Origin of the sequence: Moorella naiadis (nom. illeg.) (genome assembly GCF_051020825.1) — a bacterium.
Classification (GTDB): Bacteria; Bacillota; DSM-521; order Neomoorellales; family Neomoorellaceae; genus Neomoorella; species Neomoorella naiadis.
The window spans coordinates 58,638-71,805 of record NZ_JAXGFQ010000017.1; the positions used below are offsets into that span (position 1 = coordinate 58,638).

A 13,168-nucleotide genomic window follows, 5' to 3' on the forward strand; every position below is an offset into this window, starting at 1 on the left:
AACAGAAATGAGCCCGTCCCTACCTGTTTTTCGTCTGCCGGGGCGGGCTGTTATTTTAAGGTCGCATATTTAGGCTACGGCGAGGCGGCTAACCGTTAGGTGCAGCTTTCCCCAACTCGGAGGTTAATCTCCCGCACCAGCTGATCGGCGGGTAGCTTATCATGGCCCCCTTCATACTGCACGCGCCGGGCCAGGATCGCCCCATCACCGGTAGCGATAACAAACCCCTCTTCCCGGCAGGCTACTATGTTGCCCGGCGTACCCTTTCCCTGACAGGGGCTGACCTCCCAGATAGTAAGCTTCTTGCCCCGCAGGGTAGTCCAGGCGCTCGGGTGGGGGTTGGTACCGCGGATCAGGTTGTAAACCCTTCCCGCGCTTTGCCGCCAATTGATCCGGGCGTGCCCCTCCCTAATGACCGGCTGGAAAGAGGCCCGGCTTTCGTCCTGGGGCACCGGGACGGCTTTCCCTTCCCGGATCAGGCGCACCGCCGCAGCCACCAGCTTGACACCCAGGGGATAAAGTTTCTCGAAATAAAGGGATTTTACCGTATCATCCGGGTCAATGGTGACCTTTTCCTGGAGGATAATAGGGCCGGTGTCGACGCCGGCGTCGATCTGGTGGATGGTAACGCCGGTTTCCGTTTCCCCATTGATAATGGCCCAGTTCATGGCACTGCCGCCACGGTAGGCCGGCAGCAGGGAGGGGTGGTAGTTGATGCCCCCATGGGTGGCCAGGTCAATCATCGCCTGGGGGAGAATAGTAGTAACATAGGCCAGGACCAGCAGGTCAGGCCGGAGGTCCTGTACCCAGGCGATGGCCGGCGGTTCCTTTAAGCGGGCCGGCTGTGACAGGGGCAAAGCCCTGTCCAGGGCCAGTTCTTTAACCGGGTTGGGGGACCTGGCCCCCGGGCGATCCGGCACAGTGAGGACGCCAACCACTTCTTCCCCCTGTTCCAGGAGGGCCTGCAGGCAGTCGCGGCCAAAGGGGGCCTGGCCAATAAAAACGATGCGCATGGTTTCTCCCCTTTCTTTTAGCTGGAGCTGGTAACGCCTGCTAAGTTCAGGCGTAGCCCACGTACCCTGGTGACTCTAGGAATATTTACACTATATAGCCGGGTAGCGGGTATTATTTTACGGCGTCAGGCCGGGAAAATCCAGCTGGCGCAGGGCCTCGTAAAGGACGAGGGCCACAGTGTTGGCCAGGTTTAAGGATCTCAGGCCCAGTCGCATGGGCACGCGTAGCACCCTGGCACCCGCCGGTTCCAGGATATCGGCGGGCAAGCCCCGGGTTTCGGGACCGAAGACGAGAAAATCATCCGGCTGATACTTGACCCCCGTATAGCGCCGGTGGCCTTTGGTGGAGAGGTAATAGCAGTTAGCGTCCGGGTAGGCCTCCTGGAAGGCCGTCCAGCTACCATGCTCCTGGATGTTCACCTCATTCCAGTAATCCAGGCCGGCGCGTTTGAGGTGTTTTTCGTCCAGGGTGAAGCCCAGGGGGTAAACAAGGTGCAACATCGCCCCGGTGGCGGCGCAGGTACGGGCGATATTGCCGGTGTTATGGGGGATTTCTGGTTGGTACAGGACTACGTGGATTGGCAAGGTGACGGCATCTCCTCGGGAATGAGATATGTGAGGTTGGAGGTGGGAGGCTTAATAAAAGTGGTCATAGTAGTTCCGTATGGTACGCCACCAGCTCGATTTCGCCTTCGGCTTCTAAAAAGCCTTGGACAGCTGCCAGGATCTGGTCGGCATGGCTGCCGGCGGTGCTGATACAGGCAATAGCGATCTCGGCATCCTGGTGGCTATCGTGGTGCCCCACCTCGGCGGCAGCAACATTAAAACGACTATGCAAACGGGCCAGGATACTTTTTACCACCCGCCGTTTATCCTTTAAACTCCTGGCCCCTGCCAGGCGCAGGTTTGCCGTACCGACACCGATGACCATAACGACCACCCTTTTATTTTACTTACTATGACCCGCTCTAATCAGGCCGGATTGCCGGTCGCCGCACAGTTACTGATGCCGTCGTCCACTCCGTAACCATTGCCATCCTTGGCCGTTACCGGAGACATTGACCTGCATGGCGGCGGGGCCTGGGAATCTACTACCCCGGGTGGGTTCACATTCCGGCCGGTTTCTGTTATATTATAAAAGACTTGTGAAACGCGAGAGGAGGAACCTGTAATGGGCCAGAACCTTGCCCAGAAGATAATCAGCCGGCACCTGGTCACCGGTAAAATGGTACCCGGTGAGGAGATTGCCATCCGCATCGACCAGACCCTGACCCAGGACGCCACCGGCACCATGGCTTACCTGCAACTGGAGGCTATGGGCATCCCCCGGGTGCGGACCAAGCTCTCCGTCAGTTACATCGACCATAATACCCTGCAAACCGGCTTTGAAAACGCCGACGACCACCTGTTCCTCCAGGGTATCGCCGCCAAATACGGTATTATCTTTTCCCGGCCCGGCAACGGCATCTGCCATCAAGTCCACCTGGAACGCTTCGCCGTCCCGGGGACAACCCTGCTGGGTTCCGACAGCCATACCCCCACTGCCGGCGGGGTGGGTGCTCTGGCCATCGGCGCCGGCGGCCTGGACGTAGCCGTGGCCATGGCCGGCGGTCCCTTCTATTTTAACATGCCGGCCGTCATCCGTGTCAATCTCCACGGTCGTTTGGCCCCCTGGGTGAGCGCTAAGGACATCATCCTGGAGGTCCTGCATAGGTTAAGCGTTAAGGGCGGCGTGGGCAAGGTCGTCGAGTATGGCGGCGACGGGGTGGCCACCCTGTCCGTACCGGAGCGGGCGACCATCACCAATATGGGCGCCGAGCTGGGAGCCACCACCTCCATCTTTCCCAGCGACGAGGTTACCCAGGCCTTCCTGGCTGCCCAGGGCCGCGCCGCCGACTGGGTAGAACTCCTGCCCGATGCCGATGCTACCTATGATCAGGTCATTGATATCGACCTGGCCACCCTGGAACCCCTGGTGGCCCAACCCCACATGCCGGATAACGTGGCCCCCGTGCGGAAGGTCGGACCCATCAAAGTCAACCAGGTAGCCATCGGCAGTTGCACCAATTCTTCCTATGCCGATCTTATGCGGGTGGCGGCCATCCTCAAGGGAAAGCGGGTCCACCCCGAGGTCAGCCTGGTGATCGCCCCCGGCTCCCGCCAGGTCTTCCGCTTGCTGGCCCAAAATGGTGCCCTGGCCGACCTGGTCACGGCCGGCGCCCGCATCCTGGAGTGCGCCTGCGGCCCCTGCATCGGCATGGGACAGGCCCCACCTTCAGGCGGCGTTTCGGTACGTACTTTTAACCGGAACTTCCAGGGCCGTAGCGGTACGGCCGACGCCCGGATCTACCTGGCCAGCCCGGAGGTGGCCGCGGCCACGGCCCTCAAGGGTTACCTGGCCGATCCCCGGGAGCTGGGTGAACCCATAGCGGTGGCCCTGCCGGAAAGCTTCCCGGTGGACGACGGCATGTTCATCTTCCCGCCGGAGGACGGCTCGAACGTGGAGATCCGGCGCGGTCCCAATATCAAGCCCCTACCCCTGCCCCAACCGCCGGCAGAAGTTATTACCGCCCCGGTCCTTTTAAAGACGGGCGACAATATTACCACCGACCATATCTCCCCGGCAGGGGCGAAATACCTGCCCCTGCGTTCCAACATCCCGGCCCTGGCGGAACACGCCTTTGAAGGAGTAGACTCGACCTTTGCCCGGCGGGCTAAGGAAGCGGGCCAGGGAATAATTGTCGGCGGGCAAAACTACGGCCAGGGCTCGAGCCGCGAGCACGCCGCCCTCTGCCCCCTGTACCTGGGCATCAAGGTGGTCATCGCCCAATCCTTCGCCCGCATCCACCGCAGCAACCTGGTGAATTTCGGCATCCTGCCCCTGACCTTTACCGACCCGGACGATTACGACCGGATCGCAGCCGGTGACGTCCTGGCCGTTGACCTGAGCCGGGGACTTAAGCCGGAGGAAATAACGGTCACCAATACCAGCCAGGGCTTTGCCTTCAAAGTGCGTCACGGCCTCTCCCCCCGCCAGCAGGCCGTCATCCTGGCCGGGGGGCTGCTGAACTACACCAAACAGCAGGCAGGTAAGTAAGCTCCCGGCTCACCAGGCCCGCCGCGAGAACCATCGGCCGCCTTTAGTAGGTTATGTGCGAAGCAACTAAAAACAGCCCCGGGTCCGCCGTCGAGCGGCCCGGGGCTTAGTTTTATGCTCCCGGCGCGGGTGCTGCCGGGTCTTGCCGTCTTTCTCTCCGGTAATACTCATGCATCATAAATTTTTGCCAGAAAAGACACGGTAATAGGCTGGCTGAGGCGGCCTTGTCCTGGGCAAGTGGCGAAGAATATTTATCTCCTCCTCGCAAGTGCTGCAAAAGCGCCCCCTGTCCACCTGCTGATGCTCCTGCCCGCACCTGGGACAAAAACGAAGCTTCCTCCTCGTCTGCATGGCCAAACACCTCCTGCCAGGTTTTCAAGCAAGGATCATGCCAGGTGACTCCTAGTTAATTTTCACAACCCTGGTTCAGACCCCTCTGCCAGGCAATACGGCCCACCAATTACATTCCTTGCCGGTGCTACCTGGCGGCATGAGCTTCTGTAATGCAATGGTGCATTATTTAATGCCGGGGGACATTAAATCCCTGCCCGAAGATTTAATAGGAAAACTGTTATCCTTTTTCTTACACCTTGGCATGAAATTTGCATTAACTTTCAGTCAGGGGGCTAAATTTCTTCATCAGGAGGGATGGCTATCGTGATTTATATTGATCGGGATCTTTGTACCGGTTGCCGCCGCTGCGCCGAAATCTGTCCCACAGGGGCCATTGAGGGCAACCAGGGTGAGCCCCAGATACTCAATAGAGAAATCTGCGTCAACTGTGGCCAGTGTGTGCAAATTTGCAGCGCCTATGCTTCCCCCTATACGACCAGCCCCGAGACCATGGCTGCTAAAAACCGCGAACGCCGCCTGCTCCCGGCGGCCGCCCCAGAACCCTTATTCGCGGCCTATAACGAAAGCCACGAGGAGCTGGTCCGGGAAGCCCTGGCCCGGCCCGACCTTTTTAATGCCGTGCAGTTCGCCCCGGCGATCCGGTTCGCCCTGGCGGAGGACTTTGGCCTATCACCCCAGGTTGTTACCATCGGCCGTATTGTCGCCGCCTTGAGGCGCCTGGGCTTTAAATATGTCTATGATACCAACTTTGCCGCCGACCTGACGGTGATGGAAGAAGGCTACGAGCTGCTGCAGCGCTTGCAGGGCGACGGTGCTTTACCCCTTTTTAGCTCCTGCTGCCCGGCCTGGGTTAAATTTGTCGAGCAGGCTTACCCGCAGCTAATCGCCAACCTCTCTACCTGTAAATCACCCCAGCAAATGGCCGGTGCTATCTTTAAAACCTACACCGGCCAGCTTGACCCCGATCTGCGCTCCCGCCACCTCTTTGTAACGGCCGTCATGCCCTGCATAGCCAAGAAATTTGAATGTAACCGTCCCGAGCTTAGTGGTAGCTATGGCCGCGACGTCGACGCCGTCCTGACTACCCGGGAACTGGCCCACCTCATTAAGGATAAGGGTATTGACTGGCACAGCCTGGCAGAGGAAGAAGCCGACCAGCCCCTGGGCAAATACAGCGGCGCCGGGGCTATCTTCGGTGTTACCGGCGGGGTCACCGAGGCCGTTCTAAGGACGGCGGCCGAAGTTGTAGGCGGTAAGCCCCTGGAGGAGATTGAGTTCCATGAGGTACGGGGTATGGCCGGTACCCGCAAGGTCAATATCAACCTCGGCAAAGAACAGTTGGAAATTATTATCGTGGCCGGGTTAAAGAATGTCGTCCCCATTCTGGACGACCTGATAGCCGGAAAGGCCAGCTTCCACTTCATGGAGGTCATGGCCTGCCCCGCCGGTTGTCTCAGCGGCGGCGGCCAGCCGAAAATCCTGGTAGAAACCTATCGCGGCTCCATCTATCGCCAGCGGGCGGCCAGCATCTACAACCACGACCGGGATCTCCCCGTGCGCAAGGCCCATGAAAATCCAGCCATCAAACAGCTCTACGCCGATTTTTTAGGACAGCCCCTGGGCGAGCTATCCCACGCCCTGCTCCATACCCATTACACTGTCAGGAGGTCAGAAGAGAATGTTTAACTCCCTGATTCTCGCCGACCCGCGCAATTGTACCGGGTGCAAGGCCTGTGAAGTCGCCTGCGCCATTGCCCATATGGAAAAACCGGTCCTCACCGCCGGTACGGTTACCGAACCCCTGTACAGCCGGGTCTTTGTGGTTAAAAGCGGCGGTGCCTCCCTCTCCGTCCGTTGCCGCCACTGTGAAGACGCGCCCTGTGCCCGGGCCTGCCCGGTAGGGGCCATTACCCAGAAAAACAACGTGGTCCTGATTAACTCCGACAAGTGCATCGGCTGTAAAACCTGCGCCATCGTTTGCCCCTTTGGCTCTATTGAGCTGGTCTACAAGGAAAAGGAGCACAAGGTGGTGGCCCATAAATGCGATCTCTGCGAAGGGCGGCCGGGGGGGCCGGCCTGCGTGGAGGCCTGCTCCTCCAGGGCTCTCTCCCTGCTGGACGGCAATTCCCTCCGCAACTTGATTCAAAACCATCGCCTGGCCTCCGTCCAGGATTTGATGAACTGGGTTCATATCCACCAGTCTGCCTAGCTGAGAAAGAAGGATGGCTCCATGATAGCTACCGCTACTTTGATCCTCAATCCGGAAAAGTGTGTCCGTTGCGAAATATGCACCCGCCTGTGCTGGAGCGGGGCCCTTAAGGGCGAGAGCGACGGCACGGCCCTTATCTTGCGCTTTCTACCCGAATTCTGCCCGAAGGAATGCCGTATCTGCATCGATAAATGCCCCGTCTGGGCCTTGAGCCGGGGACCAGGCCCACAAAAGAAAGAGTGGCATTTAAAGTATCCCCAATGCCGGATTTGTGGCCGTCCCAGCCTGCCCTATCTTCCCCTGGTAGGAGGGGGCGGTACCCCCGGCCCTGCCGAGCCTTTATGCCCTACCTGCCGGCGCGAGCTGGGGGCGCAAAAGCTGGAGGAAGCGGCCCCGGGAACGCCTCAGCCCGCCGGCTAGTGATAAACATCAGAAGAGCCCCTCATAGAGGCTGACGCCCCCGCCAGAGAACCATGAAAATGCAGGCTAGTAAGGGGCTGGAGGGTACAGGATAAAAGTCAAGCCACCCCCGCCGCTTAAGCAACTGAGCGCCAAGTTTGCTCGCCGAGAATCACCGGAGCCTGAAGCCTGGACCCGCCAGCCCCGCAGTAGTTGCTGTAAGTTGCAACCATTTTTGGTAGAAGTCTATTTTTGGAGAAGGAGGTAGGTCCAACCGATGCCAGCCGAGACCATAAAGCAGATTGTCGCCCGCTACCGGGAAGAAAAGGGCGCCCTGATCCCCGTCCTGCAGGCAACCCAGGAAGCCTTGGGATACCTGCCCCCGGAGGCTTTAAAGGAGATTGCCGCCGCCATGGCCCTGCCCTTGAGCACCGTCTACAGCGTCGTCACTTTTTATGCCCAGTTCCACCTGCAACCCCGCGGCCGGCATGTTATCCATGTCTGCCAGGGAACAGCCTGCCATATCCGCGGGGGTAACCGTATCTTAAATAAAATCAAAGAGCTTTTACAAATCGATGCCGGGGAAACAACGCCTGATCTGCGCTTTACCCTGGAGCCGGTGGCCTGCCTGGGGGCCTGTGCCCTGGCCCCGGTAATGAACATCAGCGGGGATACCTATGGCCACTTAAAACCCGATATGATCGCCGGCATCCTCGAAAAATACCAGTAGGAGGTGTCATCATGGACCGTATACTAGTCTGCGCCGGGACCGGGTGTGGCGCCTCCCACTCCCGCCAGGTTACCGCCCGGCTGAAGGCCGCCCTGCACGCGCACCACCTGGAAGAAAGGTTCCAGGTGGATAATACCGGCTGCCATGGTTTCTGCGAGCAGGGGCCACTGGTGATTATCGAGCCGGAGGAAATCCTCTACTGCCGGGTGCAGGAGGAAGACGTGGAAGCCATCGTCACCGAACACCTGGAGCAAGGTCGCCCCGTTGAACGCCTTCTCTACCAGGACCCGGTAACAAAGGAAAAAATAGCCACTTATAACCGAATCAATTTCTACCGGCAGCAGTCGCGTCACGTCCTGAAAAACTGCGGTCATATCAATCCGGAAAATATCGACGCCTACCTGGCCGTCGAGGGCTACCAGGGGTTGCAAAAGGCCCTCGCTCTGCTCCGGGAAGAAGTCATCAATATAATCAAGGAGTCTGGCTTAAGGGGGCGCGGCGGGGCCGGTTTCCCTACCGGACTGAAATGGGAGTACACCTTTAAAGCCCCCGGCGACCGGAAGTATGTAGTCTGTAACGCCGATGAGGGCGACCCCGGCGCCTTTATGGACCGCAGCGTCCTGGAGGGCGACCCCCACGCCGTCCTCGAAGGCATGCTCATCGCCGCCTACGCCATCAGCGCTCAGGAGGGGTATATCTACGTCCGGGCCGAGTATCCCCTGGCCGTGCAGCGGCTGCGGATCGCCCTGGCCCAGGCCCGGGAAAGGGGTTTTTGCGGCGAGCGTATCCTGGGGACGGAGTTTAGCTGCGACCTTCACATCCGGGAAGGGGCCGGGGCCTTCGTCTGCGGGGAAGAAACGGCCCTCCTGGCCTCCATCCAGGGGGAGAGGGGTATGCCGCGGCCGCGGCCGCCCTTCCCCGCCCGGCAGGGCCTCTGGGGCCAACCCACCAACATTAACAACGTAGAAACCTATGCCAACGTGCCATTAATCCTGCGCCGGGGTGCCGGTTGGTATGCTTCCCTGGGTACGGAGAAAAGCAAGGGCACCAAGATCTTTGCCCTGACGGGGAAAGTCAAAAACACCGGCTTGGTTGAGGTCCCCATGGGCATCACCCTACGGGAGATTATCTTTAACATCGGCGGCGGCATCCTGGAGGACCGGGGGTTCAAAGCGGTCCAGATCGGCGGTCCTTCCGGCGGGTGCTTGCCGGCCGAACACCTGGATCTACCGGTGGACTACGATTCCCTTACCGCGGCCGGGGCGATGATGGGATCCGGCGGTCTGGTAGTTATGGACGATAGTACCTGCATGGTTGAAGTAGCCCGCTTCTTCCTCAATTTTACCCAGGCGGAATCCTGCGGTAAATGTACCCCCTGCCGGGAGGGCATCCAGCAGATGCTGGCTATCCTCACCCGCATCACCCGGGGGCAGGGCCGGGAGGAAGACCTCGAGCAACTTGAGCGACTGGCCCGGGTAATCAAAAGTACGGCCCTTTGCGGCCTGGGGCAGACGGCGCCCAACCCGGTCCTGTCCACCCTGCGCTATTTTCGCGCCGAATATGAAGCCCACATCCGGGAACACAGGTGCCCGGCGAAAAGCTGCCGGGAACTCCTTACCTACCACATCGACCCGGAAAAATGTAACGGTTGCACCCGTTGCCGGCGCCGCTGCCCGGCGGGAGCCATCAGCGGCGAGGCTAAGCAACCCCATACCATTAATCAGGAACTATGCACCCGTTGCGGTACCTGCCTGGAACAATGCCGCCAAAAAGCTATTTATGTTGAGTAAATGGGGGTGAAAAAATGCCCGGTGTTTCTTTAACCATCAATGATCAAAAAATTCGGGTGCCGGCTGGGACTACCATCCTGGAGGCGGCCCGGGAGCTAAATATCACTATACCCACTCTGTGCCACGATAAACGCCTTTCTCCCTTCGGCGCCTGTCGCCTCTGTGTGGTCGAAGTCCAGGGGAGGAAGAACCTGCCTGCCGCCTGTGTCACCCCGGTGGAAGAGGGCATGACCGTCCTGACGGAATCGCCGGCGGTAGTCGAAGCCCGGCGGACCATCATCGAACTCCTGCTGGCCAACCATCCCCTAGATTGCCTGACCTGCGAAAAAAACGGCAACTGCCGCCTCCAGGACTACGCCTATCGCTACGGGGTCAAGAAAACGCCCTTCGAGGGAACGAGGGGCCAGCTCCCCCTGGACGATAATAACCCCTTTATCATCCGGGATCCCAACAAGTGCATCCTGTGCGGCAAGTGCGTGCGGGCCTGCCAGGAGACCCGCGGCCAAGCTATCCTCGGTTTTGCTTTCCGGGGCCCGGCCACCAGGGTTATTCCGCCCCTGGAGGTATCCCTGGGGGAATCCGATTGCGTCTTTTGCCAGAACTGTGTGGCCGTCTGTCCTACCGGCGCCCTGCAGGACAAATACCTGGCCGGTAAGGGCCGCTGGTGGGAATTCCAGCCGGAAGCCGTCACCTGTCCCTTCTGCGCCAACGGCTGCCACTTTTACCTCTTGAGGAAGGGAGGCAAAGTGGTGGCCGTAGCTGCCGGCGGTGCGGCACCGGGCCGGCCCATGTGCCTGCGCGGCCGTCTGGCCCTGACCCTCATTTTCTGTGAGGAACCACCCCAGCCCCAGATTAAGACGGAAAAAGGCTTTGCCGCCGTCAGCTGGACCGAGGCCCTGGGCCTGGAAGAGCTGGCCGGGAAACTCTGGCCCAAGTAATTCACCGCCGCGATTATTGTTGCTCCAGCCCGTACTTTTTGATTTTGCGCACTACCGTCGATTGATTGACTCCCAGCTTTGCGGCCACCTGGTAGGTACTCTTATATTTCCCCAGGGCCTTTAACAGCAACTGCTTTTCGACCTCTTCAATGGCCTCCTTCATGGGCATAATGTCTTTTACCAGCATATGCGAGCTGTATTTCTCCTGGTCGTCGCGCAGGTAATAAGGCAGATGTTCGGGGAAGATTTCCGTCCCTTCCACCAGGACGAAAAGCTGCTCGATGACGTTATGGAGTTCCCTTACATTACCGGGCCAGGGATAGGCCAGGAGATACCTCCTGGCCCGGCGACTGATCCTTTTTTCTTGCCTGTAACGCCGGTTCAGCCGGGACATAAAGTGATCGATAAGGGCTTCGATATCTTCCGGCCGTTCCCGCAAAGGGGGAATGGTCAGGGGGATTACATTCAGGCGGTAATACAGATCCTCCCGGAAGGTCCCCTCCTTGACCATCTGCAAAAGGTTTTTATTGGTCGCCGAGATAATGCGAATATTAAGCTGGATCTCCTTGATCCCACCCACCCGTACCAGGCGCTGCTCCTGTAAGACCTGCAGGAGCTTAACCTGTAGCTTCAAGGGGAGTTCAGCGATTTCGTCCAGGAATACCGTCCCCCCGTCGCCCAGCTCCAGCTGGCCCATCTTTCCCTCCCGGTTGGCCCCGGTAAAAGCCCCCCGTTCGTAGCCAAAAAGCTCGGATTCCAGCAGGTTTTCCGGAATAGCGCCGCAGTTTATTTTCACAAACGGCCCCTTGTCGCGCTCGCTTAAGGTATGGATCAGGCGGGCGACTACCTCCTTACCGACACCCGATTCCCCCAGGATCAACACCGTGGAATCCACCCTGGCTACCCGTTCCGCCAGGTAAAGGACCCTTAACATCCGCGGGCTGGCGACAATAATATTTCTTTCCTGGAGCAATTCCATGACCCCGGGGCCGGGCCGGTCGCCGGGGCTTTTATATAGGTCGACGATATGCATCAGGTTGCTGGCCGCCTGGGACAGCAGGTCGCTCTTCTGTTCCATGAGATAGGGCAGGCACATATCGATCTCCGCCAGGCCCTGGTAAACGGCTATGGCTTTCTCCCGGCAGGAGTGATAGCCGCAGGCGCCACAGTTCAGTTCATCGGCCGGCGTAAATTTGTTGGTCAGCCGTAAGATGCGTTGAATATCTTCCTCGCTGGGGAGGGGCAGGGACGATTGTTTATTGTGAAAGCCCCGCGCCAGGTCGGGGGCGGGGATTTCCGGTTCGCACGTCTCCTGATAGCTGCGGTAGAAGGCGGCTACCAGTTCCTTTCTCTTTACCTGGTTGACCTCGACGCCCATTCCGGGACCCATGATGCAGCCTTCGCAAAAAAGGGCGTCGATTAAGCGGGGCCGAATCTCCCCCCGTGCCAGGCCCTCCAGGGCCGCCAGGACCGCCTCCTTCCCCTCGACCACCAAAAGATCCTGGTCGGCAATATCCGGAGCCGCGCCCATGCTCCGGCTGAGTCCCCCGGGCAGGGGAAATAGCCGGCTAACTGCCACCGGCGGGCTGTCCAGGGCTGCCGCAACCCCGGGATGTTCCAGATGTTCAACTGCTAGCAACTCCTTAATTTCTGTAAAAGTCAATACATAGTCTACAGCGCCGGCTACCTCCGGGTCCCGGATCTCTTCCTTTTTAGCGATACAGGGGCCGATAAAGGCCACCTTCACGGGACCCAGGTGTTGCTTGAGGAGCCTTCCCAGGGCTATGGAGGGGGAGACTACCGGTAACAGGTAAGAAACGAGGGACGGGAAGTGTCTCTCGACCAGATTGACCACCGCATAGCAGGCCGTACTGATGGCTGGAGTCTTCCTCTGTTTTAATACCCTTTGATACTCCCTGGCAACCAGCAGTGCCCCCACGGCCACTTCCCACACCGCGGTAAAACCCAGTTTCTTCAGGGCGCCGGCCACCTGGCCGGTAGTCCAATCCGGAAAGGCCGCCGGAAAGGACGGTGCCAGGCAGGCTACCATTTCTTCGTGCTCCTTCAACGCTGCCAGGACAGCCGCCTGGCTGCCGGCTACCTGTTTGGCACCCTGGGAGCAAAAAGCCAGGCACATGCCGCAGCTGATGCAGCGTTCCGTGATGACCTCCGCCTGGCCATGGTTAATTCTAATGGCCTTCACCGGGCAATTGCGCACACAAGAATAACACTGGCGGCACCTGCCGGTGGCAGTGTTCACGATCCCACCCATTTTTCTGCCTCCCGAGCCTGACACCAGGATGGTCTATTAGATACTACCTCACCAGTTTAACCTTTTTCCCAAAGAAAAACAACCTTCATAATTCTGCCTGCCAATGGCAATAGCCGCCCCGACATAAGTACCAAAAGGCCGCCCGGGCATTCATGCCGGGAGGCCTTCTGAGTCATAGCCACTTTAACTATCTGCGACGTCTCCCCTCACGGCGGGTGGCCTTCTTGCTGCAGCCAGTGATGATTTTAGCGCCGTGGCCAGGCACTCCGGGTTACGCCAGGTGATTTTATCTTCGTAATGGCAGGATAAATGTCAGCCATGGATCAGTACCGGCAGGCAATGAGTACAGACCCAGATGCTCTCACC

Annotated in this window: 11 protein-coding genes; 7 read left to right on the top strand and 4 right to left on the bottom strand. The window is 59.2% G+C overall.

Annotated elements, in window-relative coordinates; translation table 11 throughout:
• Positions 1-95 precede the first annotated feature (95 nt).
• The 3 genes from fmt to SDD30_RS11705 all read right to left on the bottom strand — a co-directional run bounded on the left by fmt (position 96) and on the right by SDD30_RS11705 (position 1,944).
• Positions 96-1,013, bottom strand: a complete 918-nt coding sequence (gene fmt, locus SDD30_RS11695) for a methionyl-tRNA formyltransferase (protein ID WP_434075098.1) — start codon at positions 1,011-1,013, stop codon at positions 96-98.
• A gap of 117 nt (positions 1,014-1,130) precedes the next feature.
• Positions 1,131-1,598 carry a tRNA (uridine(34)/cytosine(34)/5-carboxymethylaminomethyluridine(34)-2'-O)-methyltransferase TrmL gene (gene trmL / locus SDD30_RS11700; protein WP_434075099.1) on the bottom strand — a complete coding sequence of 156 codons (468 nt, stop codon included), beginning with the start codon at positions 1,596-1,598 and terminating at the stop codon, positions 1,131-1,133.
• Between the two features lie 64 nt (positions 1,599-1,662).
• Complete coding sequence (locus SDD30_RS11705) at positions 1,663-1,944, bottom strand: DUF503 domain-containing protein (protein ID WP_434075100.1); 282 nt, start codon at positions 1,942-1,944, stop codon at positions 1,663-1,665.
• A 240-nt stretch (positions 1,945-2,184) separates the two neighbouring features.
• Between SDD30_RS11705 and SDD30_RS11710 the strand changes: the two genes are divergently transcribed.
• The 7 genes from SDD30_RS11710 to SDD30_RS11740 all read left to right on the top strand — a co-directional run bounded on the left by SDD30_RS11710 (position 2,185) and on the right by SDD30_RS11740 (position 10,530).
• On the top strand, positions 2,185-4,110 hold the full coding sequence (locus tag SDD30_RS11710; RefSeq protein WP_434075101.1) for an aconitate hydratase: 1,926 nt from the start codon (positions 2,185-2,187) through the stop codon (positions 4,108-4,110).
• A gap of 648 nt (positions 4,111-4,758) precedes the next feature.
• The gene (locus SDD30_RS11715) at positions 4,759-6,150 is read left to right on the top strand and encodes a [Fe-Fe] hydrogenase large subunit C-terminal domain-containing protein (RefSeq protein WP_434075102.1); all 1,392 of its coding nucleotides are present in this window, start codon (positions 4,759-4,761) and stop codon (positions 6,148-6,150) included.
• A complete protein-coding gene (locus SDD30_RS11720; RefSeq protein WP_434075103.1) occupies positions 6,143-6,673 on the top strand; it encodes a 4Fe-4S dicluster domain-containing protein in 531 nt (176 codons plus the stop codon). The genes SDD30_RS11715 and SDD30_RS11720 overlap by 8 nt, the downstream gene beginning before the upstream one ends.
• A 21-nt stretch (positions 6,674-6,694) precedes the next feature.
• Positions 6,695-7,093 carry a hypothetical protein gene (locus tag SDD30_RS11725; protein WP_434075104.1) on the top strand — a complete coding sequence of 133 codons (399 nt, stop codon included), beginning with the start codon at positions 6,695-6,697 and terminating at the stop codon, positions 7,091-7,093.
• A 256-nt stretch (positions 7,094-7,349) separates the two neighbouring features.
• Positions 7,350-7,802: an NADH-quinone oxidoreductase subunit NuoE gene (gene nuoE, locus SDD30_RS11730; protein WP_434075105.1), complete on the top strand. Its 453-nt coding sequence runs from the start codon at positions 7,350-7,352 to the stop codon at positions 7,800-7,802.
• Between the two features lie 11 nt (positions 7,803-7,813).
• Positions 7,814-9,592: an NADH-quinone oxidoreductase subunit NuoF gene (nuoF, locus tag SDD30_RS11735; RefSeq protein ID WP_434075106.1), complete on the top strand. Its 1,779-nt coding sequence runs from the start codon at positions 7,814-7,816 to the stop codon at positions 9,590-9,592.
• Positions 9,593-9,606: 14 nt separating this feature from the next.
• A complete protein-coding gene (locus tag SDD30_RS11740) occupies positions 9,607-10,530 on the top strand; it encodes an NADH-quinone oxidoreductase subunit G (RefSeq protein WP_434075107.1) in 924 nt (307 codons plus the stop codon).
• Positions 10,531-10,543: 13 nt separating this feature from the next.
• On the opposite strand, the gene SDD30_RS11745 is transcribed toward SDD30_RS11740, so the two are convergent.
• The gene (locus SDD30_RS11745; RefSeq protein WP_434075108.1) at positions 10,544-12,802 is read right to left on the bottom strand and encodes a sigma 54-interacting transcriptional regulator; all 2,259 of its coding nucleotides are present in this window, start codon (positions 12,800-12,802) and stop codon (positions 10,544-10,546) included.
• Between the last annotated feature and the right edge of the window lie 366 nt (positions 12,803-13,168).